24 protein-coding genes are annotated in these 23770 nt (G+C 47.8%); 13 read left to right on the top strand and 11 right to left on the bottom strand.

The annotated features are described in order from the left end of the window. Positions 1-54: 54 nt before the first annotated feature. On the top strand, positions 55-771 hold the full coding sequence (locus tag A9237_RS26265) for a YebC/PmpR family DNA-binding transcriptional regulator (RefSeq protein ID WP_078610157.1): 717 nt from the start codon (positions 55-57) through the stop codon (positions 769-771). Between the two features lie 83 nt (positions 772-854). Here A9237_RS26265 and rodA read toward each other — a convergent pair whose 3' ends face one another. The 3 genes from rodA to A9237_RS26285 all read right to left on the bottom strand — a co-directional run bounded on the left by rodA (position 855) and on the right by A9237_RS26285 (position 4324). Then, positions 855-1937 carry a rod shape-determining protein RodA gene (gene rodA, locus A9237_RS26270; protein WP_009706701.1) on the bottom strand — a complete coding sequence of 361 codons (1083 nt, stop codon included), beginning with the start codon at positions 1935-1937 and terminating at the stop codon, positions 855-857. A gap of 316 nt (positions 1938-2253) precedes the next feature. Next, entirely contained in the window at positions 2254-3264 is a 1011-nt protein-coding gene (locus A9237_RS26280) for a DUF2955 domain-containing protein (RefSeq protein WP_078610158.1), read from the bottom strand. A gap of 10 nt (positions 3265-3274) precedes the next feature. Continuing rightward, on the bottom strand, positions 3275-4324 hold the full coding sequence (locus A9237_RS26285; protein ID WP_078610159.1) for an HlyD family secretion protein: 1050 nt from the start codon (positions 4322-4324) through the stop codon (positions 3275-3277). Between the two features lie 119 nt (positions 4325-4443). Between A9237_RS26285 and A9237_RS26290 the strand changes: the two genes are divergently transcribed. From A9237_RS26290 to A9237_RS26330, 9 genes are all read left to right on the top strand, one after another. Then, positions 4444-5364, top strand: a complete 921-nt coding sequence (locus A9237_RS26290) for a LysR family transcriptional regulator (protein WP_038895037.1) — start codon at positions 4444-4446, stop codon at positions 5362-5364. A gap of 84 nt (positions 5365-5448) precedes the next feature. Further along, positions 5449-6117, top strand: coding sequence for a hypothetical protein (locus A9237_RS26295; protein WP_078610160.1), 669 nt, complete (start codon positions 5449-5451; stop codon positions 6115-6117). 9 nt (positions 6118-6126) lie between these two features. Continuing rightward, positions 6127-6825 (top strand): ABC transporter ATP-binding protein, encoded by a 699-nt coding sequence (locus A9237_RS26300; protein WP_078610161.1) that lies wholly within the window; start codon positions 6127-6129, stop codon positions 6823-6825. Beyond that, positions 6813-8081, top strand: coding sequence for an ABC transporter permease (locus tag A9237_RS26305; protein ID WP_009696539.1), 1269 nt, complete (start codon positions 6813-6815; stop codon positions 8079-8081). Before A9237_RS26300 ends, A9237_RS26305 begins: the two co-directional genes overlap by 13 nt. After that, on the top strand, positions 8074-8859 hold the full coding sequence (locus A9237_RS26310; RefSeq protein WP_078610162.1) for an outer membrane lipoprotein-sorting protein: 786 nt from the start codon (positions 8074-8076) through the stop codon (positions 8857-8859). The genes A9237_RS26305 and A9237_RS26310 overlap by 8 nt, the downstream gene beginning before the upstream one ends. 45 nt (positions 8860-8904) lie before the next feature. Next, positions 8905-10233 carry a hypothetical protein gene (locus A9237_RS26315; protein WP_078610163.1) on the top strand — a complete coding sequence of 443 codons (1329 nt, stop codon included), beginning with the start codon at positions 8905-8907 and terminating at the stop codon, positions 10231-10233. Then, positions 10234-11256: a sensor histidine kinase gene (locus tag A9237_RS26320; protein WP_078610164.1), complete on the top strand. Its 1023-nt coding sequence runs from the start codon at positions 10234-10236 to the stop codon at positions 11254-11256. Between the two features lie 15 nt (positions 11257-11271). Further along, the gene (locus A9237_RS26325) at positions 11272-12063 is read left to right on the top strand and encodes a LytR/AlgR family response regulator transcription factor (RefSeq protein WP_041059366.1); all 792 of its coding nucleotides are present in this window, start codon (positions 11272-11274) and stop codon (positions 12061-12063) included. A 68-nt stretch (positions 12064-12131) separates the two neighbouring features. Further along, positions 12132-12767 carry a DUF2268 domain-containing putative Zn-dependent protease gene (locus A9237_RS26330; protein WP_078610165.1) on the top strand — a complete coding sequence of 212 codons (636 nt, stop codon included), beginning with the start codon at positions 12132-12134 and terminating at the stop codon, positions 12765-12767. A gap of 117 nt (positions 12768-12884) precedes the next feature. Here the strand turns inward: A9237_RS26330 and A9237_RS26335 are convergent, their stop codons facing one another. The 4 genes from A9237_RS26335 to A9237_RS26350 all read right to left on the bottom strand — a co-directional run bounded on the left by A9237_RS26335 (position 12885) and on the right by A9237_RS26350 (position 16540). Next, positions 12885-13379, bottom strand: coding sequence for a peptidylprolyl isomerase (locus tag A9237_RS26335; protein WP_078610166.1), 495 nt, complete (start codon positions 13377-13379; stop codon positions 12885-12887). A 122-nt stretch (positions 13380-13501) separates the two neighbouring features. Then, positions 13502-15163, bottom strand: coding sequence for a methyl-accepting chemotaxis protein (locus A9237_RS26340; RefSeq protein WP_078610167.1), 1662 nt, complete (start codon positions 15161-15163; stop codon positions 13502-13504). Between the two features lie 175 nt (positions 15164-15338). Beyond that, positions 15339-15725: a thiol-disulfide oxidoreductase DCC family protein gene (locus tag A9237_RS26345; RefSeq protein ID WP_078610168.1), complete on the bottom strand. Its 387-nt coding sequence runs from the start codon at positions 15723-15725 to the stop codon at positions 15339-15341. 41 nt (positions 15726-15766) lie between these two features. Then, entirely contained in the window at positions 15767-16540 is a 774-nt protein-coding gene (locus tag A9237_RS26350; protein ID WP_153303289.1) for a DUF4344 domain-containing metallopeptidase, read from the bottom strand. A gap of 198 nt (positions 16541-16738) precedes the next feature. Between A9237_RS26350 and A9237_RS26355 the strand changes: the two genes are divergently transcribed. Both A9237_RS26355 and gltS (A9237_RS26360) read left to right on the top strand, forming a co-directional pair. Next, positions 16739-17371: a CatB-related O-acetyltransferase gene (locus A9237_RS26355; RefSeq protein WP_020195061.1), complete on the top strand. Its 633-nt coding sequence runs from the start codon at positions 16739-16741 to the stop codon at positions 17369-17371. Between the two features lie 561 nt (positions 17372-17932). Continuing rightward, positions 17933-19168, top strand: a complete 1236-nt coding sequence (gltS, locus tag A9237_RS26360) for a sodium/glutamate symporter (protein ID WP_005443440.1) — start codon at positions 17933-17935, stop codon at positions 19166-19168. A gap of 90 nt (positions 19169-19258) precedes the next feature. Here gltS (A9237_RS26360) and A9237_RS26365 read toward each other — a convergent pair whose 3' ends face one another. The 4 genes from A9237_RS26365 to A9237_RS26380 all read right to left on the bottom strand — a co-directional run bounded on the left by A9237_RS26365 (position 19259) and on the right by A9237_RS26380 (position 22025). After that, on the bottom strand, positions 19259-19777 hold the full coding sequence (locus tag A9237_RS26365; RefSeq protein WP_005448887.1) for an RNA methyltransferase: 519 nt from the start codon (positions 19775-19777) through the stop codon (positions 19259-19261). Between the two features lie 192 nt (positions 19778-19969). After that, positions 19970-20800 (bottom strand): hypothetical protein, encoded by an 831-nt coding sequence (locus tag A9237_RS26370; RefSeq protein ID WP_078610169.1) that lies wholly within the window; start codon positions 20798-20800, stop codon positions 19970-19972. Then, positions 20800-21657 carry an ABC transporter ATP-binding protein gene (locus A9237_RS26375; protein WP_078610170.1) on the bottom strand — a complete coding sequence of 286 codons (858 nt, stop codon included), beginning with the start codon at positions 21655-21657 and terminating at the stop codon, positions 20800-20802. The genes A9237_RS26370 and A9237_RS26375 overlap by 1 nt, the downstream gene beginning before the upstream one ends. After that, positions 21654-22025, bottom strand: coding sequence for a GntR family transcriptional regulator (locus A9237_RS26380; protein ID WP_009706721.1), 372 nt, complete (start codon positions 22023-22025; stop codon positions 21654-21656). The genes A9237_RS26375 and A9237_RS26380 overlap by 4 nt, the downstream gene beginning before the upstream one ends. A 447-nt stretch (positions 22026-22472) precedes the next feature. Between A9237_RS26380 and gltS (A9237_RS26385) the strand changes: the two genes are divergently transcribed. Further along, the gene (gene gltS, locus A9237_RS26385) at positions 22473-23699 is read left to right on the top strand and encodes a sodium/glutamate symporter (protein ID WP_020195065.1); all 1227 of its coding nucleotides are present in this window, start codon (positions 22473-22475) and stop codon (positions 23697-23699) included. The last annotated feature ends 71 nt before the right edge of the window (positions 23700-23770 follow it).

The raw sequence follows: 23770 nt of genomic DNA on the forward strand, positions 1-23770 counted from the left end.
TTCACTCTTTGCTAAAATCCTTCGCATTAAATTTGAATTTAGAGAGACATCCCGATGGGAAGAAGTTTTGAAGTGCGCAAAGCCTCAATGGCGAAAACTGCAGGCGCAAAAATTAAAGTTTATTCCAAATACGGTAAAGAAATTTACATGTGCGCGAAAAACGGTGGTGGTGATCCAGACATGAACTTGTCTCTGAAGCACCTGATCGCAAAAGCGAAAAAAGACCAAGTTCCTGCACACGTTATCGATAAAGCGATCGACAAAGCGAACGGCGGCGGTGGTGAAGACTACACTCCAGCACGTTACGAAGGCTTTGGCCCTGGTGGCACAAGCGTGATCGTAGACTGTCTAACAGACAACGGTAACCGTACATTCCAAGACGTTCGCCAATGCTTTGTTAAAGTAGGTGCGAAAATTGGTGTTGAAGGTTCTGTTTCTCACATGTTCGATCACCAAGCGGTATTCCAGTTCAAAGGCGAAGATGATGAAATCATCCTAGAAACGCTAATGATGGAAGACGTAGACGTTACTGACGTTGAGCTAGAAGACGGTGTTGTTACTGTATTCGCACCTCACACTGAGTTCTTCAAAACAAAAACTGCGCTTAACGCTGCATTCCCAGATCTAACGATCGACGTTGAAGAAATCACATTCGTACCGCAAACGAACACGCCAGTAACAGGCGAAGACGCAGAGAAATTCCAGAAGTTCCTAGACCTTCTAGATGACTGTGACGACGTTCAACAGGTATACCACAACGGCGAACTGTAATTCGGTTCTCCAGTTGTAAAAAAGGCTTCCCGAGGGAAGCCTTTTTTGATCGTGTTGTTTGTCTTTTTTATTGTGACTAGTGTTTAGGTGTTTCGGTACTTGGAATAACACAGCGACATGATTACACCAAAACAGATGCCTTGGGTTAGCATCGCCGTACCACCGTAGCTAAAGAACGGCAATGGGCTACCCATTACTGGCAACAAGCCACTTACCATGCCGGTGTTGATGAAGGCGTAAAGGAAGAAGCTCATCGCCAATGCACCACTTACCAGACGACTGAAGAAGTGCTCAGATTGGCATGCCAGCAGCATCACACGTGCCGTAATAAACAAATACAGCGCCAACAACACCACACAACCAATAAAGCCCCATTCTTCTGCGTAGGTCGAGAAGATAAAGTCAGTATGGCTTTCAGGGATAAACCCTAATGTGCCTTGAGTGGCATTCATCCAACCTTTGCCTTTCATGCCGCCAGAACCAATCGCAATCAACGATTGGATGATTTGGTAGCCCGAACCCAGTGGATCCGATTCAGGGTGCAAAAACTGCGTTACACGGCTCTTCTGATACGCTTCCATCACAAAGAACCAAAGTATTGGTGCCAGCGTAAGAATGCTCACCAAAAAGCCGCCAATTATCTTCCAGCTCATGCCTGCAAAGAACAGTACAAACAACGCGTAAATCACAGTGAAGATAGCGCCGTCTAGGTCAGGTTGTAAGGCAATTAGGCCCGCAGGAATAAAGGTGATCAGCAAACAGAAAGCAATCTTGCGAATGTCTGGTCGCCCACCTTCTAGATGAAGCATCCACGCAATCATAATGGGAATGGAGAGCTTGATCAGCTCAGAAGGTTGAAAGCGGAAGAAGCCGATATCGAGCCAACGCTGCGAGCCATTGGTACTATCGCCAAATAAGGCCACGGCTGCCAAGAGAGAAACCGCAACCAGATACAAATAAGGCGCTGAACGTTGATAACTGGACGCAGGAATCGACGACATGACCAAAATACACACCAGCGTCAAACCGCATCGAGCGAGGTGTTTAAAGAGCATAGCTTCATTGAATCCACTGGCACTCCAGAGAGTGAGCGAACTCAATAGCATGATCGGAATGATCGCCATCAAAAGTGGCAAATCAATCCTAGGGAAGAAACGCTTGTTCATCTTCTACAACCTAAAAACGCCCCAACGCGGGGCGAAAACAACCAGAACTCTGCGAGCTCAAACTATTCCGATGCTAAGAATCCAATTTGGAAATAACAGACACCACGCAAAGGTGTGCAAGAGAGGAGTGTGCGACGCCGCCTGTTATGGGTAAGCTGACTTGGAAAGTCGTGGGATGGATAAATACACCAGGCTGAGGTTTTGCGCCACATTTTTTATAAGATTGAAATGGAAATTGGTACAGACTGCGCAATGAAATGAGCAAAATAGGAAAGGGAATCGCCTTAAGTATTGGGTACTTAAGGCGATGGCACGATTAGGCTCGGGCTTTTTCTGGTTTGTGCGTGAAATGGTACAACGCCCACAGCACAAACAAAGTCACGGTAAGCTCCCAAGCTCGGAGGAAGGTGCTTTCCAAGCCTAACTCGTTACTGGTCATGTAGAGTTGAATCGGCAGCATGGTCGCTAATAACGCGTCGGCATGGACGTCTTTGGCCGGGCCTTTCGCTTTTGCCATTGATGCGGTGATCATAAAGGCAAGCAGACCCAATACGATGGTGTAATAACCGAACGTGGATTGATGTCCTGCCATCAGTAAGGTGAACACTACGGCTAATGCACAGCCGCCCACTTGAGTTTGAAAACGGCGGTCAACCACGTCGATAAAGCTTTTGTGTGTGGTTTGCGTTGCTGCGGCAATCACAGGCACCAAACAAAACGTTGCTGAAATGATGTCGACAATCATCAAGAACGCCACACCAAGACCAATCAACGCGAGTGAAATCGCTCGGTTCTCGAACGTAACAGGTTCTTCTTCAAATGCTGGTGGTTTGCCGCCACGTTCAACAGGGAACAGAGGCACCATGGTTTTTGCGACGACCATGGTTATCAGCATTGATAGCAGGATTTCATGAATGCGCATTGGCATGTCCATGGTAGTGTGTTGAGCAAACACCACAATCAGAATCCAGTTGAAGGTTGGCATTAGCATCTGACCTTTCTTCGGCGGCGTGGTCGCTCTACGGCGCATAAAGTCGAAGAAGAACAAGCTAATGGTCCACACCACAAACGGATGCTGTGAAAACACTTCGGTCACTACCAATGCTGCACTTGCTGCTAATAACGTAGGTAGCAAGGTGCGAAGCAGACCAAGCCAAGAATAGTCTTTGTTCTTGGTCATGATGATGGTTGGGTACAGCGCAAGATAAACCGGAGAATCAAGGTTCAGCAGTTTGCCTAGCACCATACAAATTGTCACAGTAAGGGCGACACGCAGTGCTTCATTGCGCTCAGAACGACTTTGAAACAGGCTTTCGAAGGTCCACATGATTCACTCCCTAGTAGATGTAGCGGAACATCGCCACCAAGTGAATCCAAGCCGAGCCAATGACATCCATAACAGGATTGCCGCTTTCAACGATCACACTCGCTCGTGAACCAGAAATCATTGAAGGATCCAACTCGTTAACTGTAATGCGAGTACGCACTTTCTGTTGCTCACGGATCCAACGAGTATCATTGGTCACGCTAGAAAGCTGGCCATTAGCATTGTTGGTATCGTAAATCGCACGCTCTTGGCTGCTGACTTCACCAGTAAATACTTTGCCCGGTAGTGCATCGAAGGACACCAACACTTCGCGGCCATTGGTAAGCTTATCAATGCCTTTTTCGTTGAAGTCAGCACTGATCCACGCATGAGCTTCGTCCACTAGCATCAATGACGCTGTGCCTTGTGTAATATAGCTGCCTGATTGCAGTTGTAAGTTAGTTACCACGCCTTCGGTTTGCGCCACGATTTGGGTATGGCTTAGGTCGAGCTCTGCACTGGCAAGTTTTGCTTCTGCCAATTCAATAGCCGCAGTGCGGTCTTGAGTAGAAAGCTCTGCCTCAATGCGTTTCACTTCCGCGTTCGCCGCTTCCACCGCGCTGCTGGCGACTTGTGTATTGGTGATCGCGTCATCAAGCTCTTGCTCAGTTGCCAACCCTTTATTGCGTAGCTTCTGGTTACGCGCCAGTTTTTGCTTCGCGTTGTGGTATTCGAACTCGCGTTGGCTTTGGGTTTGTTTCGCTGCTGCCAATTGTTGCCATTTCGCGGAATCTGATTCACGTGCTTGGCGCAGTTCGGCTTTCGCTTGTGCCACTTTCAATTGGTAGCTGCTGGCATCGATAGCAAACAGTGGCTGACCTTTTTCAACCAATTCGCCGTTATTCACCATCACATCTGTGATCACGCCAGATACCTCCGGCGCAATGGTTGCGACATTGCGATGCAGTGTCGCTTGGGTGGTGAAAGGGGAAACATTATCTGAGGTGACTAAAAAAGCGGAGAACAAAGCTGCCGCTGAAAAAACAGTGTATATAGCGTATTTATAAAAATTTTGTTTCACGTCTGTACCTAGTATTCATTCGTTATTAAGCGCCGCGTTCACGGCATATTCGGGTCTCTTTTCTACGTGGGCTAGGTTATACTCATCTAAAATTGGAAAAAATAACCAATGGAAGAAGTATGAATTCCATATTTGGAAACGTTGATGATCTGTACCTGTTTTGCTCAGTGGTTGAGCAAGGCTCTCTGCTCGCGGCGGCGAAAAAGCTCGAACTGCCGGTCTCTACTATGTCTCGTCGTTTATCGGCGCTGGAAGCGCGTCTAGGGCTGAGATTACTGGAGAAGAAGGGACGTGAGTTGGTGGCAACCGAGACAGGCTTACAGGCGTTTGATCAGCTCAGCAGTGCGATGGCGCAGATTGAATCCGGCATCTTGCAGCTCAACCAGCAAAGCCAACAAGTCGAAGGACGAATTCGATTGGTCATGCCAAGCCGTTTCTACAATGACTTGGTCGATAAGGTGGTGGAGGACTACATCAAAACCTACCCAAAAGTGACCATTGATCTGCTGCTTAGCCAAGTGAATTCGATTCCAGAAACCGATCGCGATCTGGTGGTGACATTTGAATTGGACGGTTTAGATGACATGATCGCTCGCCCGTTGTTTAAAGCGGAACATGCCTTTTTTGTTAGCCCAGAGTACTTAGCGCAAGCGGGCGGCAGCATTGAAAGCTTAGAGGATTTAGCTAAGCAAGATTGGGTCGCCAGTACGCACACCACACAAGTGCCTATCTACCAACAAGACAAGTTGGTGGACATGCTCAACTGCAAGCCGCGCTTGGTGGTCAATGACATAACAGCAGTGATCAAAGCGGTGGAAAACGGCTTGGGGATCGCCTCGATTCCCATTCGTCATGCGAAACCTGAGCTGAATCTGGTGCAAGTCGCGCAATCCTACAGCCGTGGGGATCGTCAAGCCTATTTGGTTTATCGTCAGCGCAACTACCAGCCTAAGGCTCTCAGCTTAATGATTGAGGCGATATTGCAGGCTGCCGAAACGCAAAACCATTCATCCTCTCTCAATACCATTCACTCCGCATAACTGCCATTGGTCGCATGCAAAAGCAGCGTGCGATCTTCTCCCTTAATCTGAAACCATCAAATCACGTTCAACTAAGGACAGTACATGATGGTTTCTCAATCTCGCTCAATCAAAGCTCTTAAACTGGCAAGTACGCTTATCGCCGCATTTGCGCTCAGCAGCAATCTGGCTCTGGCTAATCCAAGCGAGCGCACACTCAGTCAATTCAACCAAGCAGCGCAAGGTGACTCTGGCTTAGTTGATACCGTTTACGGCGAATTATCCAAACAACTCGAAGAGCAGGGCGCAACGCCAGTGACCTTGGTTTACTTAGGCAGTGCGGAGACGTTGCAAGGTCGTGAGGCGTTTATGCCTTGGAACAAGATGAAGTTCACCGAGCGTGGTCTTGCCACAATCCAAAAAGGCTTGGATTTAATGGCGAATCAGCCAGTACCACTGCAAGAGCAACAACGCTTACAAGGCTTGCCGGAATACCAGCTAGCTACCGCCATGGCAGCTACTACGTTTACCTCTCTGCCAGACATGTTCAATCACTTTGAGCGTGGCTACGAGCTGTACCTTTCTCTGCTCGATGAACCGAGTTTTAGCCAACAACCTTTCGCGGCTACTTCGTGGATTTACCGTTATGCCATTGAAGCGGCACTGCGCGCTGAAGATGTTCAACAAGCCAAAACATGGTTAGCGCAAATGGAGCAATTGGGCGACAGCAATCTAGAAACGCAAACCGCGAAAGCGTTGCTAGCGAAATATTAGGGAGGCGTCATGATTGTTTTTAATCAACTTAGCCGCGATTACGCCCTTGGCAGCCAAACCGTACGTGCATTGCGAGACGTGTCTGGTGAAGTGTTTGCCGGCGAAATGGTGGCATTATGCGGGCCGTCTGGCTCAGGCAAAAGTACCTTACTTAACGTGCTTGGCATGCTGGATACTCAATACCAAGGTCAGGTGACGTTTGCAGGCAGCCCATACCCAACTGGGCAAATGCAGGCGGCGAAAATGCGCCGTGAAAAGCTTGGTTTTGTGTTCCAAAAATTCAATCTTGTCCCCGTGATGACAGCGCTAGAGAACGTGGCTTATCCGCTGCATCTCAACGGCTTTTTAAAAGCAGAACAAACCGAGCTTGCTACACAAATGTTAGAACACGTTGGCTTGGGCGAGTTTATTCATCATATGCCCGATAACCTATCAGGCGGTCAGCAGCAGCGTGTGGCAATTGCTCGTGCGTTAGTACACAAACCAGCATTGGTGATTGCTGATGAGCCAACCGCAAGTCTTGATAGCCAAACTGCCAACAAGGTCATCGACATTATGAAAGGGCTCGGACACGAGCTTGGTACCACTTTTATCGTCGCAACACACGACCCTCGTATGGCATCTCGCTGCGATCGAACCATTGAGTTGGTGGATGGCAAAATCACCCAAACGCACGCGAGTGTGGAGGAGGTTTCATGGGCAAGCTAATTCCTGTTTCGGTTCGCCTTGCTTGGTTGAATCTGCAACGCAATCGCCGCCGCAGTTTATTGTCGATGCTGATCATCGCCATTGCGGTGTTTGCGTTAACCAGTGCGGGCGGTTTTGGTCTGTACACCTACGACAGTTTGAAAGAGTCGACAGCGCGTGACACGGGGCATCTGACGTTAACCACGCCGGGTTATTTCGCCAAAGAAGAAGAGATGCCACTGAGTAACGGTTTAACTCATGCAGACGACATTACCAAGCAATTGATTGGGTTGAATGAAGTGCGAGGCGTGCAGCCACGAGTTGAATTCAGTGGTTTGATTTCCAACGGCAACAAGTCATCGATCTTTATCGGCATTGGCGTGAACGAGCGCGAATTCGATATGAAAGGGCCGTTTTTGGATGTGCGTGAAGGGCAGACGCTGTCAAACATTCATGCATCGCGTTATGACCCTGCAGAGCCAGAAGTGATGCTCGGCGTTGATTTGGCGAACAACCTAAGCGTGCACGTTGGCGATTGGATTACCTTGCTGGCGACCACAACCGACGGTGCATTGAATGCGTATGACTTCAAAGTACGTGGCATCTACTCAACTGGTGTGCCTGAGCTTGATAAACGCCAACTTTACGTACACATCAACAGCGCGCAATCGCTGCTCGGTTCAGACAAAGTCAGCGCGTTATCTGTCTTCCTGTTCGACACCAGTTTAACTAACCAAGTCGAGCAACAAGTGGCTTCGGTTTTGAGTAAGCAAAAGCAGAACTTTGGTGATCAAGATATTGAGATCACGCCTTGGCAAGAACGTGCGTTCTTCTATCTCAAAGTGAAAGATTTGTACGACCGTATCTTCGGCATCATGGGCGCAGTAATGGCACTGGTGGTATTTGTCGCGCTGTTTAACACCATGACCATGTCGGTAACGGAACGCACCCGTGAAATTGGCACCTTGTCAGCACTTGGTAGCTACCCTCGCGAAATTATTGCTGGGTTCTTGCGCGAAGCAGGGTTACTTGCCGTGATTGGCAGCTTAATCGGTGCTTTGTTTACGGCGCTAGTCACCGTCTTACTGATGGTGGTGGATGTGCAAATGCCGCCACCGCCAGGACGCACAGAAGGTTACCCATTAACGATTTACTTCTCTTGGGAGCTGGTGGCCGTCGCAGGATTCGCAGTATTGATGATTTGTTTGGTTGCGGCGTTTTTCTCGGCGCGTAAAGGGGTGAACAAGCCAATTACGGAGGCACTGATTTATGTTTAATTTCAAATCACTATTACCAATTGCATTGCTGACGGCAAGCGGCGTTGTAAGCATGAATGTCAGTGCGAATGAAACAGCGTTAGATGCACAGCAAGTTGCGCAATTGATTGAAAAAGCGGATAGCTACCGCTTGCAAGATGATTCCTCCAAAGTGGTGTCTCTGGTGCGCTTATATCAAGACCAAGAGTTAGATAAAACCCGCCTTTACCACGTGTACACGCGTCCAAATCGTGAATCGCTGGTGGTATTCAAATCGGCGGTTGAAGCAGGGCAAAAGATGTTGATGATGGGCGACAACTATTGGCTACAAATGCCTAAGAGTCGCCGTCCGATTCGCATTACGCCAATGCAAAAGCTGCTTGGTGAAGCGTCTATCGGCGACATCTCAACGCTGACGTGGAGCCAAGATTATCAAGGTGAATGGAAAGCGACAGAAACTGTCTCGGTAAACGGGGAAAGTGTCGCGGCTTATCACCTTGCGTTAACCGCGAAAACCAAAGGGGCGAGCTATCAGAAGATCGACTTGTGGTTGTCTGAGCAAGATGCGTTTCCAATCAAAGCCGATCTCTACTTGCGCTCTGGCAAACTCGCCAAGCAAGCGCAATACGGACGTGCAAGCGACAACGGTGAAGACTACGTCAGTGAGATGACCTTGCTTGATAGCATTCAGCCGAGCAAAAAGACCGTTATCGAGTACCAAGAAATCGTGCCTTGGCAACTGGATAATAAGTTCTACAACCCAAGCTATCTGCCTAAAGCCAATACGACTCAGCTTTAGCCTGAACTCCGTAAATAGAACCATGAAAACGAGCAAGGAAGTTACATGAAACCGCACCAGCCTAACCTTAACAAAAGCACCAGTTTGTTGATTGCTGCCTCATTGTGTGTGGGTGCGTCAGCCCCTGCTTTTGCCAATGACGAACTGAGTTTTGAGTGGGATTGGGCTGTCAGTTACGAAACTGCCAAGCAGCGTGACAGCGCATTTATGCAGGCGCAGGGCAGTTCTCGTGATTCACTTAATGCACTGTTGGATGTGCAAGTGAACTATCAAAACTTCAGTGGCTTGTTCGCTCTGTACAGCCAAGGTTTGTACCTCAATCAACAAGGAGAGAGTGATTGGTGGAGTGAAGCTGATAACCAACTGTTGATTAGAGAGCTGGCTTGGCTAGGGGAGTGGCAAGTCGGTGATACCACTCTTGATGTGAGTTTGGGTAAGTTGCGCGTGGATTGGGGCGTAGGTTATGGCTACCGACCTTTGGATCTGTTTAAGCCTTATCGACAAAACCCTGTTGGCTTAGTCGCAGAAGAGGGGGCGGGTGTGTTTTCACTTTCACACTATGATATGGCAGGCGAGTGGACGGTGATTGCAACGGATTCAAGCTGGGGGCAACAATACCAAAGTGCACTTGATCAAGCCGCAGAGCAACAAGGTGTTGGTATTCGTCGTTATGCGCTGGTGGGTGACACCGAGTATCAACTTATTGGTTATTACGATGATGTGCGCCGAGGTTTGCTTGGCGCCAGTGCCATTGCTGTGTGGGATGAATCCATCGCCATGCACGGTTCCATGCTGTGGCAAAAGCACAGTGTCGGCTATCAGTTTCAGCAGGATGATCTTTACCAACCCGTTTCGGTTGAGGACCAGGGCAGCGCATTCCAAGCCTTAATTGGGTTGAATTGGGCAAACCAAGCCGGACACAACGTGATTGCTGAATATTGGTACGACAGCCGTGCATGGTCTAAAGGCGAATGGCAACAAGCAATAGAGCGTGGCGAATTACTCTCTCAGATCCCCGACCATAATGTATCTCTACTTGCGACAAGCTACGCCCAAGGGTTTCAGCATGCCAATATCGTTCAGCATAACGTAATGCTGCACTGGAGTTGGGATTTGGAAGCGTGGGCTGCATGGAACGGTAAAGCGGATATGGGCTGGCTAAGTGATGTAACCCCTACGTTGGATCTGATGCTGTCGCCACAAGATGGTGGGGTGATTGTCACGCAGTGGCTTAACTACCAATGGATTGATACTGGCGATCAAAGTGTAGAAGTGGAAGTTGCCGCACGCTTTTTAACCGGAGACGACCAGTCTGCTTACGCACAAATCAATGATAAGCATATGATTGTATTTAACATCAAAGGGAAATTCTAAATGTGTTCAGCAAAATCAGTGGTGAAAAGTGGATGGCCGCGTAGCTTATTAGTGACCACGGCATTTTGTCTCTTTATCGCAGCAATGACGCTTTCTGTTTGGGGCGGTCCATTTTACATTCATGTGGCGGTTAGCTTTGGATTTGGCTATTCGGCTATTTTCTTCTCATGGCTTGTCGACCGCCTGTTTCCTACCATTCCTCGTTTGGCGGAAGTGGCTATCTCGCTGACAGCATGCCTATTGTTTGGTGTGGTGAACGCCCAGTTTTGGCTTGGGGAATACTTCGGTATCTCAAGTATGCTGTCGGTTGGTCTAATGGGATTGTTATTCAGTGCCATGTGCTTTTTCTATTTCTACTCACGCGAGCAACATGCAATCGCTCAGCGAGAGTTGGAAGCCATCAAACGCGAGAAAGCAGAGCAAGATCGTGCGCTGTTGCTGAGTCAGCTTAAGCAGATGCAAAGCCAGATTGAACCGCATTTCCTATTCAATACCTTGGCGAATATCAGTGCACTCATGTCGCAAGATGTCGATAAAGCCAAGCTGATGCTAGAACAGTTAACCGCGCTGCTGCGTGCAACGCTCAAAAGCTCACGTGAAGAGCACACCACCATAGACAATGAAACGGCGTTACTTGAGGCTTACTTAGGCATCCAACAAACTCGTTTAGGTGAGCGACTCAGCTACAAGATTGAGGTGGAAGAGGGACTAGGCAGAACCGAGTTACCGCCGATGATGCTCCAACCTTTAATCGAAAACGCCATCATCCATGGTATTGAACCGAAGCGAGAAGGTGGCGAAGTCAGCTTACTCATTAAGAGCGAACAACAGAACTTGAAGATTGAAGTCAGAGACACAGGTGTTGGCTTGAATTACGTTAGTGGGCACATGGGGTCTGGCGTGGGTCTAAGTAATCTCAAGCAGCGAGTTGAAGCTTTGTTCGCAGGTCAAGGAGAGGTTTCTATCAGTGAGTCTGCTCAGGGTGGCGTTTGTGTTCGCCTGAGTTGGCCAATGGAATCGTAACCAAGGAAGAAAGGAATGAATACAGGGTTTACTGCCATTATTGCTGATGATGAACCGCTATTGAGGCGTCATCTTGATAAAAGCCTAGCTGAAGTGTGGCCAGAGCTAGAGGTAATAGCCAAAGTCGCCGATGGTGAACAAGCGTTGCAAGCCATTGAGCAAAGCCAACCTGACATTGCGTTTCTTGATATTCGTATGCCAGTTCTGGATGGCATGACACTAGCGCAAAAACTCAATCAACTCGCCAATCCACCTTTGATTGTTTTTGTCACTGCGTACGATGATTACGCCATCAAAGCCTTTGAACAAAATGCCGCCGATTATTTGCTTAAGCCTATCTCGGATGAGCGCCTCCTGACGACGTGTGAAAGAGTGAAAGCACGCCTTGCTAAGCGAGAGCAAGAAAGCAGTAATGTGCAGATGAGCAGTCTGTTAGAACAGTTGCAGCAATTATCCGCGCCACAAACGCCGCAATATCTTCAGTGGATCAAAGCGACGCAGGGGGAAGATATTCATCTGATCGCCACGTCTGATGTGCTGTATTTCAAAGCGGAAGAAAAATACGTTTCTGTGTATGCCCAACAAGGACAAGGTAAAGTGCAGGAGTATTTGATTCGCACCTCGTTGAAAGAGTTGATAGGGCAGCTTAACCCAGAGCAGTTCTGGCAAGTGCACCGTTCAAGCGTGGTGCAAGTGTGCAAAATTAGCAAAGTAAACAAAGACTTTGCAGGCAGAATGTTTGTTCACGTTGGAGAAACTAAGCTCGCTGTGAGCCGTGCATCTCAAAGTTTGTTCAAAGGGATGTAATCGCTAGAACTGCTCACTCTTTACACTGTAAACTCGCTACTCTTAACCCAAATTATCAAGGAAGATAAATGAGTTATCGCGTAACCCTGTTAAATGCGACGGGAGAGTTGTCTCCAATCTCTGAGTATTTGCATCAGAAACTTGATGATCTGAGCTCACCACTTTCTAGTTACTTTGATTTGAGTAACGTCGACCTGACCGTTAGCCCGTTTGATCGCAATGACGTACCGCAGACGGGGATTGGTGGCTATTGCTTAAGTGCCTATCGTGTAGAGATTCTGCTTGATACTCAACGTACTGATATTAAAAACGTTATTGAGAAAGAACTGGCTGCGGTGTTAGCGCATGAGTTGCATCACCTGTTCCGTATGCGAGCGGGAGAGAATGACGTTGCACTTGGTGATGTGCTGATTATGGAAGGGTTAGCTTGTCATTTCGAACGTAAGATGAATGGCGGCGTCACTCCGAGCTTGTTTGAGCAAATCAAAGATCAAGATTGGCGCCCTTTCTATGCTGAGATGAAAGGCAAGTTGACCAGCTTAGATTACAACTTCGACGCTTGCTTTCTTGGTAGCGATGAAAGCCGCTGGCCGAAATACATGGGGTATTGGGTTGGGTACAACCTTGTTGCTGAATATCTGGCTGATTTTCAAGGCTCTGAACTGGATTTAGTCGGAGCAAAAGCCGAGCTTTTCTATCAATAACTCCGGCACAAGCCAAACTAATCGGCTGAGTCATAAAAACAAAAAGCGCCTAAGTCATCAGACGTTAGGCGCTTTCTTCGTTTTATAGCGACGATTTCTCCGAATAGATGAATGGGTTTATTCGCTGACTGTCACTTTCTCAATAATGATTGGATCGCATGGCACATCATCGTGACCAAGCTTAGAGGTCGTTTTTACTTTCGCGATGCGATTTACGACATCCATACCCGCGGTCACTTTACCAAACACAGCGTAGCCCCAGCCTAGGTTGGTGGTTGCGGTGTGGTCTAGGAAATCATTGTCTTCCAAGTTAATGAAGAACTGTGCCGTTGCAGAGTGCGGTGCATCGGTACGCGCCATTGCGATAGTGCCAACAAGGTTCTTTAGACCACGGTTTGCTTCGTTCGCAATCGGGGCGCGTGTTGGCTTTTCTGCCATGTCTTCTGTATGACCGCCACCTTGGAGCATAAAGCCGTCGATAACGCGGTGGAAAATGGTGCCGTTGTAGAAGCCATCTTCACAGTATTTCTTGAAGTTCTTTGAGCTAACTGGCGCTCGTTCTAGGTTCAGTTCAATCTCGATGTCACCGAAATTGGTGGTCATAATAATCATCTGGTTTTGCCCTTATGGGTGCTAAGTTGGCGGCATTATAGCTAAGTCGTATGAGGATAGCAGAAATAAAAACAGCGACGTTTTGGCGCCGCTGTTTGCATGGTGAATGGGTGAGGAAAGCGTTAAACCGTAAAGCGACCGACCAAGTCGTACAGCTCGTTAGCTTTGTGGTTAAGGTTGCCACTGCCTGCTCGGTTTTGGTTGGCAAGGTGTGCCGATTGGCTGCTTTGTTGAGAGATGACTTCGATGCGTTGTGAAATCTCTTGGCCAACTTGGCTTTGCTCTTCAGTTGCCGTTGCGATAAGCGTGTTCATGTCCATGATGTTAGCAATTGCGGCTTGGATTTCTTGCAGTGCGGCAGAGGCTGCTCGTGCTTCTTCAACCGTTGCTTCACCGCGCGCTTGGCTCGAACCCATGGCTTTCACTGCCGCATCCGAGCCAGACTTCAATTGCTCAATCATTTGGTGAATTTCGCCTGTGCTGTCTTGAGTGCGACTCGCCAGTTTACGAACCTCATCGGCAACGACTGCGAAGCCGCGACCTTGTTCGCCTGCACGGGCTGCTTCAATGGCTGCGTTTAGTGCCAATAGGTTGGTTTGCTCGGCGATGTCTTGAATCACTTCTAGCGAAGAAGAAATGTTTTGTACATCGCTCTCTAAACGAGAAATCACCGTGCTGGCTTCCGACACCTCTAGCGCGAGCGCTTCAACAGAGTTTGCTGCGGAATCAACAATGTGTTTCGCTTGCTGTGAATTTTCGTCGGCGTCCTTGGCGGATTGCGCCGCTTGGTTAGCGTTGCTGGATATCTCGTGCGCTGTTGCTGTCATCTCGGTCATTGCTGCGGCGACTTGTTCGGTTTCTTCACGTTGACCTGAAGCCAATTCATCCACTTGCGATGCTCGCTGTGACATGTCGTTGGTCTCTGAGACCACTTCTTGCCCAACATGGCTAACGCTCTTGATGATGCCTTGCAGGCTTTCAACGAAGATATTGAAGTTACGGCTAAGCTGAGTGAACTCCGGCACGCTTGATTCTTCCATACGCGCGGTTAAGTCTGCATCGCCTTGCGCGAAAGAGTGAATTGAAGCATCAAACTGCTCAATAGGCTTCATGATGCTGCGGTTAACAAACACCGCGAAGACCGCGACGATGGCTGCAATCGAGACACAGAACAGAGCAATTGCCGTCAGTGTGGTGTTGAGGGCCTGATGCGCGGCTTCTTCCATGTTTGCCACAATGGCGTCGATATCGTCAGTGTAGAAGCCCGTACCCAACATCAAATCCCATTCAGGAATAAAGACCGAGTAGCTCAATTTCGGTAGTGCTTCGCTCTGACCGAGTTTCGGGAAGTAATAAGTCGTGAACTCACCTGTTTTGGAATTTTTGATCAAATCCTGAATCAGGTAATTGCCTTTCTTGTCCTGCAAGTTATAGAAGTTCTCTCCGATGCCTTTGGTGTTTTTACCCACCACGACACGCACGCCTTTTGAATCGTAGCCAAAGATGTAGCCGGATTGACCGAACTCCAACTGTTTCAAGATAGGCAATGCTTCTTCAAGTGGGGCATTTTGAGCGAGTAGTGGCTCGACGGCGGAGCGCGCCATTTGGACGTAGTTTTTGAGCTCGGCTTTTTTCATCTCCATCATTTGACTTCGAGTCTGCTCAATCTCGTGTTCGTTGTAGGCTGTGGTTTGTAGATAGGTGAACCACATCATGCCTATTGCCATGGTTAGAATTGGAATTATTGAAAGGATATATAGTCGTTTTCTGATCGTCAGATTCATAGAGACGTCCTTCTCTCGGCGCAGCGTTACAAGTGACAAGCTGAATAAGCTTGCCTGATAAAATTATTAATACTTATTGTTGTAATGCTTAGAGATTAACCGAGTTAATCAATCAGAAGTACTGGAAGTTTATAAATTTAGACTAAGGTCGTAGCATTTTTAAGCAGGATCACAATTAACGTGAACAAGAACCGTTATTGCAGCGAGAAGTGCCCGTTAACCAGTAGGAGACGCGGTAGCGGTTTTTGGCAAATTTGAGGTAAAGCCAATCCGCAACAGGTTTGACAACGCGCCAACGTAGCGGTGCATACAACCAACCGCGACCGACCAGTTGCCATGCTCGATGAGTCACGTCTAACCCAAGCAGAAGTTCTCCCTTATCGTTAAGGGCGTGCAAAATGGTGTTAGCTTGCTCCGGATCGATCTGCGGATAATCGGCGAATGCCTCGCTGTAGATATCGACGGTTTTGATTTGCTGCTTGGCATCGTGTTGTTTTAGCGCCTTCATCTCTTTGGCGCACAAGGGACAAGTGCCATCGTAAAATACAGTCAGTTTGGTCATGATTGAGCTCATTATTGGCGGTTCTTATCCCTTTTACGCGATTATTTTTCTTTTAGTTCATTGTCTTGCAAGTAATGCAGCCAATTATCGCGAATGTTGCCGTAATTGAATTGGCAGAACTCTTTGCGATCGCGTAAGTAATCTTTTTCTACTTCATCGAGTAAGGCTTTGTATTGCTCTGGATCGCTGCCGTAGACCAGACACAGGGTAGAGAAGTAACGCTGTAGATCGAAACTGTGCTCATCAATGTACTCGCCAAAATCGTAGTAGTCCGGTCTGTCGTCGGATTCGAATGCGAACATGTCCGCAGCACTGATCGCCACATCGGCACCGTCATCGACGTAATCAATCAACAAAATGGTCGCGAAGTTGTCGACCGCATCTTCCTCTTTACCCAGTACCGGAATGTTTTGATCGGCAATGTACGCGTGTCCAGCTTCGTGCAATAGCGTGTGCAGCAAAGTATCGAGCGCGCCCGTTTTCGGTGATTTACCGTAACGCTCTTGGTATTTGTTGTTGGTGAAGTAGTTGAATGATTCCAGATAGAAGGTGTAGGGAATATGGACGGTGTGAGTTTCTGGATCGTAAAGCGGACCGTCTTCGCAACCGTAGGTCAGTGTGAGTGGGTTATCAAACGGGAAGTAATCATCAGAAAGCTGGACAAAGATGTCGTTCACTTCACTGCTTTCAATCACTTGCGCAGCAAAGCGATCGTCGGCAGTTTCCGCAGGGCGGTATTCGATTTTAATGTTTTCGCTCGCAGACGCTGTGGCAGCAAACAGCAGCAGAGAGGCAAAGGCAGAGTGACTTTTCATTTTCGGAATCTTGTTATTTGTTTGGTTTGCTTGAAAATTATACATGCTTTTTATAGTGTGCGCGCTGGAGGACACATTCATGAATAATCCATTACTACTGCAACCCCGCATCCAATAGGCGTCGTTGACTGAGAACGCAGCAACAACGCCACGAGAAATCGTTCCGTGGCATACATTTACTCTATTGAGGTCATTGCCATGAAAAAACATTGGTCCAAATTTCAGTACCTGCATCAAGTGGTGCAAAACCAAAACATCCACATCAAAGGCACCCACAGTTATTACAGCGATTGTTGGGATAACGGCTTTGAAGATTCTGTCGTGCGTTATCTGCATGGTGATGAAGTCAGTAAAGCGTGGCAGCCGAGGTGGGAAGTCGATCAGCTCTATATCGGTGATTACGTTTGTATTGCGGCTGAAGCGGTGATTTTGATGGGCGGCAACCACAATCACAGGACGGACTGGTTCTGTCTGTATCCGTTCCTTGATGACATCGAACAATCTTACCAAGGCAAAGGCGATACTGTGATTGGTGATTCGGCTTGGATTGGCATGCGCGCGATGATCATGCCCGGCGTCACCATTGGGGAAGGCGCAGTGATTGCCGCAAACAGCGTCGTGACCAAAGATGTTCCACCTTACACCGTGGTGGCAGGATCTCCGGCAAAGCCCGTTAAGCTTCGCTTCGAGCAAGACATCATTGATAAGCTGCTCGCCCTGCAAATCTACACGTGGGATGAAGCCAAGTTCGAGGCGCTTCGCGCTTTCATCTGCAGTAATGATATTGAACAGTTGATCATTGCAGAAGCAAACTATGAAAGTGGCGAATAGCACTGAAATGAGGAAAATTTTCAGCGATATGTTATAATCTCGCTCCGTTGTAACGAGAACACTTGTTGCAAGCTTGAGAATTTCCCGGGATTCGGCTCGTTCCAAACACCATGAGTCAGAGTTTTTGAACTACGATGGGATACAAGCAAACCCAGATGTTAGAGCGCCACCACGGCGCTCTATTCGTTATAACGGGAAGGAACTTTGCTCGATAGTGATGATCACTTTCTGTTTAAGTAAGGGAGCCCGATAGCGGTTCAGAAAGTGTCACTCGGACAATACTCACAACATTATATCCATCTCCTGCAAGCAGTCATTTCTGGTTGTCTATGAAGAGGATAAGAAGGAGCTTAACAGGCTCCTTTTACATTTTAGGGCTTGCGAATAGCGCGTAAATCAGAACATCGCTTAACGACCGTCCCTTAAACTAGCCTAAGGCGCATTTAACACAACCTTTTGAGTATTTTCGAAAAAATATAGCGAGAAAATTTGCTATTGAGCGAAGGTTAAACTAACACTCAATCATTACGGAGGATGAAGAGAACAATAATAAGAGGCGATATGAATCATTTAATATCTGTAGGTGCACTGGAGTCCTTTTTGGTTGCGATCAGTGTGCTTTTCCTGGGGCATTTTATTAATGCTAAGCTACCGATCTTAAAGAAATTCAACATACCTGAGCCGATTGTGGGAGGCTTAATCGTCGCCTGCATCATTACTGCTCTTCATTTTAACGGTATCGATCTGGAATTCGATTTACCGTTGCAGAACACATTTATGCTGATGTTCTTTGCTACTGTTGGTTTGGCAGCAAACTACACTCAGTTGATGAAAGGGGGCGCGAAGGTATTCATCTTCTTAGCAGTCGCGTCGTTCTACATCATCATACAAAACGGTGTCGGTGTCTCATTAGCGGCGGCATTAGGGTTAGATCCACTGATGGGGCTTATCGCGGGTTCGATTACTCTGTCAGGTGGTCACGGCACGGGGGCGGCGTGGTCACAAACTTTCCAAGACGTTTACGGTTTGAATAACGTATTGGAAATCGCGATGGCGTCAGCAACATTCGGTTTGATCATCGGTGGTATCATCGGTAGTCCGGTTGCTCAGCGATTGATCGAAAAGAACAAGATCGAATCTGAGTATGGTCCTGGTGGCCGAGATGCTAAAACCCACGAAAAATTCCCAGAGTTGGTGACGTACAACGAATACGAAGAAGACAAAGTAACCGCGAAAAAAGTGGTTGAGAAACTGTTCTTCCTATTGATCTGTGTAACAGGTGCTAAGTACGTAGAGCAATGGGTGAGCACTTACGAGATTAAATGGCTGATGATTCCAGACTTCGTTTATGCGTTGTTCATTGGTGTGATCATCACTAACTTCTTGGAAGTGACTAAAGTTCGTAAGCTAGATACAGAAACGGTCGATATGCTAGGTACGGTATCACTGTCTCTATTCTTAGCAATGGCATTGATGAGCCTAAAACTGTGGAACATTTTCGACCTAGCAATCCCATTCTTGGTGATTCTGGGCGTGCAGTCGGTGATTCTGGCTATCTTCACCTATTACGTAACGTTCAAGGTGATGGGTAGCAACTATGACGCTGCGGTTATCTCTGGTGGTCACTGTGGTTTTGGTTTGGGTGCAACCCCAACGGCGGTAATGAACATGGGTTCAATCGTTAACCGCTTTGGTCCGTCACCACAAGCGTTCATGGTTGTGCCGATTGTTGGTGCCTTCTTCATCGACATCGTTAACTTGATCATTCTACAAGGCTACATCTCGTTCCTTGGCTAGATAGATTAAGACGCCAAATAAAACGAAAGGTCACAGTATTGCTGTGACCTTTTTTGTATCTGGCGTTTGCCAACGAATAGCTTCGTCTGTCTAGACGCACGCTTTCATTTTCAAGCGGTTCTTGTTGTCGCGATTAGCAAGGACTTGCTGGTGGTCATCAATCGTCCCCAGTGTTTTCGCCATGCGATCGTAAAGCACAACGTTCACCGTCGCGGCTAGGTTCATACAACCGTGAGTCGGTACGTACACCACGTGATGCGCTTTATCGACCATCTCTTGCGGCAGCGAGCCGTCCTCTGGTCCAAACACATAAATCGCGTTCTCTGGGTGAGTGAAGTGCGGCAGTGCTGTTGCACCGACCACTAACTCTACACAAACAATTTCCACATCGTCGGCAACATTAGCAGTGAGGTCTTCCATCTCCACTAATTGAATACGTTCTTGTGAGTTCTGGGTGTCGGTCTGGAATTTTACTGCGCGGCTGTAGCGTGTGCCGTTGTAACGAACTTGCGCAGCGTCGTAGCAGCCAGCGGCTCGCAATACAGCGCCAACGTTGGTTGGACTCTTTGGGTTGTACAGTCCAATAATGGCTGTTGGCTTGGTGGTCATGGTTGGTGTTCTGCTTTTCAAAAATTCTAGATAACAGCGCTGAGCGCATTAAGCGGGGGATTATGAACTTAACCACGCCGAAGCGCTATTGCTATAGGCTGATTATTTTTGCGTTGACGCAAACAGAGTGAAGATGGATGGTGCTGAAAATGAAAAAAGCGAGGACAGTACCTCGCTTTTGATGTGTGCTTGTTAGTTCACAGTGCGGCTGAACTTGATGCTAGCCGTCCAAGCAAGCACACCGATGAAGGCGTAAATCCCAACGTTCATCCAACCTGCATCTGGAATCGCGCTGAACGGGTTTGGCGCAAGAATCGCGTGCAGTGGTAGATAGAAAATCGCCGAGAAGAACTCATCCAGACCATAGAAGTTGAACATCGCAATCGGCATCCATCGTAGCGCGTAAATACCAATCAAGATCACCAACAGTGGTGAGTTCACTTTCTGTGAGATTGCCATTGCGGTTAGTGCGAGCGGCAATAACAACACGCCTGCCACCACCATTCGAAGCAAGAATTCAATCCAGTTCAGCAGCACAAAACCTAATGAGGCTTGGCGATACAACAACGCCAGCTGGTGGTCAGTTGAAACATTCAACATCCACAGCATAAAGTCGGCAGCGAAAACCAATACCGAACACACCAATGGAATCACCAATAAACCAAACGTCAGCTTCACCAGATGGGTTTTCACGTCACTGACAGGCATACTGCGCCAGAACATGATACTGCCCTCTGAGCGCTCTTTACGCAGCGTTCTTGGGAAGTATTGAGTACCAAGCAGGATAGACAATAAACCAATGCCACCGGTGATCAGCATGTTGACGTCATCGCCTAGCTCTTTGTGGATGTCACTGACATCACCGCCAAAGCTCATTTGGAAGAACATATTGTGTTGCAGTGTCGAGCTACTCATCAAGCTGACAAACAGCAGTACGCCACAGGCAAACATAAATAACGGCACGCGTGTAACCAATGGGTTCTCTAGCCATTCTTTACGCAACATCGCGACAATCGATTTCATTACGCTGCCTCCTTCTGCAATGCTAAGAACAGATCCGCAAGCTTGACGCCATACACATCACCCAGCCCAGCGACTTGCTCTGCGTATTGGGATGACAGCAACCATTTAGTCGTACCTAAGCCCTTTTGCGATGACAGTGGTTTCAGCGCTTCGATTTGTGGGCGATGCTCATCACTGGCATCGAGAATGAAGTAATCTTCGCTGATGCTGTCCATTGAGGTTTGCAGAACAGGTCGGCCGTGTTTAAGGATCAGCACGTCCGTCAGTAGGTGTTCGATTTCCGATACTTCATGGCTCGCAATGATCAGCACACGCTCGCCATCGTGGAACCATTCCAGCAAATGACGGTAGAAGGTATCGCGATAAACCAAATCCAAACCAAGCGTTGGCTCGTCTAGAATAAGAATTTGTGTATTGGTCGCGATGACGACAGCCAAGTGCAATTGCACCTTCATGCCTTTCGATAGGGATTTGATGCGCGCACGCGGCTTGATGTCGGTTTGACGAAGCATGCTATCGGCTTTGCTGCGATTAAAACCTGGGTGTACGCCCTCGGTGTAATCGAGCAGCTGAGCAACCGTCATCCAGTTTGGCAACACGTTCACATCCGAGATGTAAGACAAGCTCTGCATGATTTTGTCGCGTTGCATGATTGGCTCAAAGCCGTTGATGCGAATGGTGCCCTGATATTCGTGTGCACCGAGTAGGGCGTTAATGAGAGTCGATTTACCCGCACCGTTATGACCTAGCAAGCCAAGCACTTGACCCGCTTGTAGATCAAAGCTCACGTCATGCAGCGCTTCACCCTGCTGACGATATTGCTTGGAGACGTGTTTTACACTGACTAATGCGCTCATTGGTCACCTTCAATATGTGTTTGGATTTGTTGGATAAATTCATCAAGTGACATATCCAGACGTTGTAGTGTATCGGCGATCTGCGGAATTTGTTGTTCAAGGAAACGGGCTTTTTCATCAGCAAGAAGCTGTTTTTTTGCACCTTGGGCGACAAACATGCCTTGCCCACGTTTCTTCTCAATCAATCCTTCATCAACCAATAATTGATAGCCCTTCATGACCGTCAGGTGGTTGATCTTCATATCCGCAGAGACACTGCGTACCGAAGGCAAAGCTTCGCCCTCTTGCCAGATGCCTTGCAATATTTGCTGGGTGATCTGGTCAGCCAACTGACGGAAAATCGGTTGGCGATCATGCCAATGCGTCATGATTGGTTTCCTTGGCTGAGTTGGTGTTATATATATGTATAACACCTTGACGATGGGATAGAAAGCGCCAATCTTCTTGCGCTGTTTTCTCAATCACTTTTGTTGACGAAAATTCGACAAAGTTTGCACCAGAGTTTCACGCAAAATTTGCACGCAATCGCATACGTTTTTGCCCCTAAAAACTGGCAAAAAATTGATCACTTCTCATAAGTTGAGAAGGGCAATAAAAACGGGAAAATTGCGCCACAAAATTTGGTGAAAAAGTGTGTTTTTTCATTGAGTGAGAATTGGGTGAATATTCGAGTGATTGCTTTCTTATTTAATGAGAATTTAGTGGGTTTGGACCCTAGAAAACCACACGTTCAGTAGGCACTCTGACCTGCCTAAATACCGCTCAACCTGCGAGTTGTTACTCAAAGGATGAGAAAAAGGAGGCAAAGAGGTTTTATGAATCAGGTCATTTCTGTCGGTCCACAAGAGTCGTTTCTCGTCGCTATTTGTGTGTTGTTCTTGGGACAATTCGTTAACGCTAAATTACCGATCTTAAAGAAATTCAATATTCCCGAGCCAATCGTGGGTGGTTTGATTGTCGCATGTGCGATCACCGCGATGCACTTCAATGGCGTGGATTTAGTTTTCGATTTACCGCTGCAAAACACTTTCATGTTGATGTTCTTCGCTACCGTTGGCTTGGCTGCAAATTACACCCAGTTGATTAAAGGCGGCGCTAAGGTGTTTATCTTCTTAGCCGTGGCATCGGTGTACATTCTTATCCAAAACGCGGTTGGTGTCTCTCTGGCAACGGCGCTTGGCTTAGACCCGCTAATGGGCTTGATTGCAGGTTCGATTACGCTGTCTGGCGGTCACGGCACGGGCGCAGCATGGTCACAAACCTTCCAAGACATGTACGGCTTGCACAACGTTTTAGAAGTGGCAATGGCATCCGCTACCTTTGGTTTGGTCATTGGTGGCATCATTGGCAGCCCAGTAGCACAACGCTTGATCGATAAACGTAACCTTGAATCTGAATATGGACGCACTAACCAAACTCACGAACGTTTCCCTGAATTGGTGACCTACAACGAGCACGAAGAAGACCGCGTAACCGCGAAAAAAGTGGTCGAGAGCTTGTCGATCATCCTGCTGTGTGTCACTGGTGCTGGCTACTTAGAAGGTTGGGTGAGCAGCTTTGGCATCAAATGGTTGATGATTCCAGACTTCGTTTACGCGCTGTTTATCGGTGTGGTGATCACCAACATCATGGAAGTGACTAAAGTTCGCAAAGTGGATGTTGAGACGGTCGATATTCTTGGTACGGTTTCGCTGTCTCTATTTCTAGCGATGGCACTAATGAGCCTAAAACTGTGGAACATCTTCGACTTAGCAATCCCGTTCCTCATCATTTTGGCGGTGCAATCGGTGATTCTGGCGGTCTTCGCTTACTACGTGACATTCCGTGTGATGGGCAGCAACTACGATGCTGCAGTCATCGCAAGTGGTCATTGTGGCTTTGGTCTGGGCGCAACGCCAACAGCAGTGATGAACATGGGCTCTATCGTTAACCGCTTCGGTCCATCACCACAAGCCTTTATGGTGGTGCCTATCGTTGGCGCGTTCTTTATCGACATCGTCAACCTAGTGATTCTGCAAGGCTGTATTTCATTTATTAAGTAATCAGCCTCGCTCCACAAAACAAAAGCCAGTCCCGAGAGACTGGCTTTTGTCTAATTTACAATAACTAAACA

It is taken from the genome of Vibrio owensii (assembly GCF_002021755.1).
Taxonomy (GTDB): Bacteria; Pseudomonadota; Gammaproteobacteria; order Enterobacterales; family Vibrionaceae; genus Vibrio; species Vibrio owensii.

What these genes read in the sequence shown, in the direction of transcription:
- A9237_RS26265 (WP_078610157.1), top strand. Translation starts at nt 55, where the DNA reads ATGGGAAGAAGTTTTGAAGTGCGCAAAGCCTCAATGGCGAAAACTGCA.
- rodA (WP_009706701.1), bottom strand. Translation starts at nt 1,937, where the DNA reads ATGAACAAGCGTTTCTTCCCTAGGATTGATTTGCCACTTTTGATGGCG.
- A9237_RS26280 (WP_078610158.1), bottom strand. Translation starts at nt 3,264, where the DNA reads ATGTGGACCTTCGAAAGCCTGTTTCAAAGTCGTTCTGAGCGCAATGAA.
- A9237_RS26290 (WP_038895037.1), top strand. Translation starts at nt 4,444, where the DNA reads ATGAATTCCATATTTGGAAACGTTGATGATCTGTACCTGTTTTGCTCA.
- A9237_RS26295 (WP_078610160.1), top strand. Translation starts at nt 5,449, where the DNA reads ATGATGGTTTCTCAATCTCGCTCAATCAAAGCTCTTAAACTGGCAAGT.
- A9237_RS26300 (WP_078610161.1), top strand. Translation starts at nt 6,127, where the DNA reads ATGATTGTTTTTAATCAACTTAGCCGCGATTACGCCCTTGGCAGCCAA.
- A9237_RS26305 (WP_009696539.1), top strand. Translation starts at nt 6,813, where the DNA reads ATGGGCAAGCTAATTCCTGTTTCGGTTCGCCTTGCTTGGTTGAATCTG.
- A9237_RS26310 (WP_078610162.1), top strand. Translation starts at nt 8,074, where the DNA reads ATGTTTAATTTCAAATCACTATTACCAATTGCATTGCTGACGGCAAGC.
- A9237_RS26315 (WP_078610163.1), top strand. Translation starts at nt 8,905, where the DNA reads ATGAAACCGCACCAGCCTAACCTTAACAAAAGCACCAGTTTGTTGATT.
- A9237_RS26320 (WP_078610164.1), top strand. Translation starts at nt 10,234, where the DNA reads ATGTGTTCAGCAAAATCAGTGGTGAAAAGTGGATGGCCGCGTAGCTTA.
- A9237_RS26325 (WP_041059366.1), top strand. Translation starts at nt 11,272, where the DNA reads ATGAATACAGGGTTTACTGCCATTATTGCTGATGATGAACCGCTATTG.
- A9237_RS26330 (WP_078610165.1), top strand. Translation starts at nt 12,132, where the DNA reads ATGAGTTATCGCGTAACCCTGTTAAATGCGACGGGAGAGTTGTCTCCA.
- A9237_RS26335 (WP_078610166.1), bottom strand. Translation starts at nt 13,379, where the DNA reads ATGATTATTATGACCACCAATTTCGGTGACATCGAGATTGAACTGAAC.
- A9237_RS26340 (WP_078610167.1), bottom strand. Translation starts at nt 15,163, where the DNA reads ATGAATCTGACGATCAGAAAACGACTATATATCCTTTCAATAATTCCA.
- A9237_RS26345 (WP_078610168.1), bottom strand. Translation starts at nt 15,725, where the DNA reads ATGACCAAACTGACTGTATTTTACGATGGCACTTGTCCCTTGTGCGCC.
- A9237_RS26350 (WP_153303289.1), bottom strand. Translation starts at nt 16,540, where the DNA reads ATGAAAAGTCACTCTGCCTTTGCCTCTCTGCTGCTGTTTGCTGCCACA.
- A9237_RS26355 (WP_020195061.1), top strand. Translation starts at nt 16,739, where the DNA reads ATGAAAAAACATTGGTCCAAATTTCAGTACCTGCATCAAGTGGTGCAA.
- gltS (WP_005443440.1), top strand. Translation starts at nt 17,933, where the DNA reads ATGAATCATTTAATATCTGTAGGTGCACTGGAGTCCTTTTTGGTTGCG.
- A9237_RS26365 (WP_005448887.1), bottom strand. Translation starts at nt 19,777, where the DNA reads ATGACCACCAAGCCAACAGCCATTATTGGACTGTACAACCCAAAGAGT.
- A9237_RS26370 (WP_078610169.1), bottom strand. Translation starts at nt 20,800, where the DNA reads ATGAAATCGATTGTCGCGATGTTGCGTAAAGAATGGCTAGAGAACCCA.
- A9237_RS26375 (WP_078610170.1), bottom strand. Translation starts at nt 21,657, where the DNA reads ATGAGCGCATTAGTCAGTGTAAAACACGTCTCCAAGCAATATCGTCAG.
- A9237_RS26380 (WP_009706721.1), bottom strand. Translation starts at nt 22,025, where the DNA reads ATGACGCATTGGCATGATCGCCAACCGATTTTCCGTCAGTTGGCTGAC.
- gltS (WP_020195065.1), top strand. Translation starts at nt 22,473, where the DNA reads ATGAATCAGGTCATTTCTGTCGGTCCACAAGAGTCGTTTCTCGTCGCT.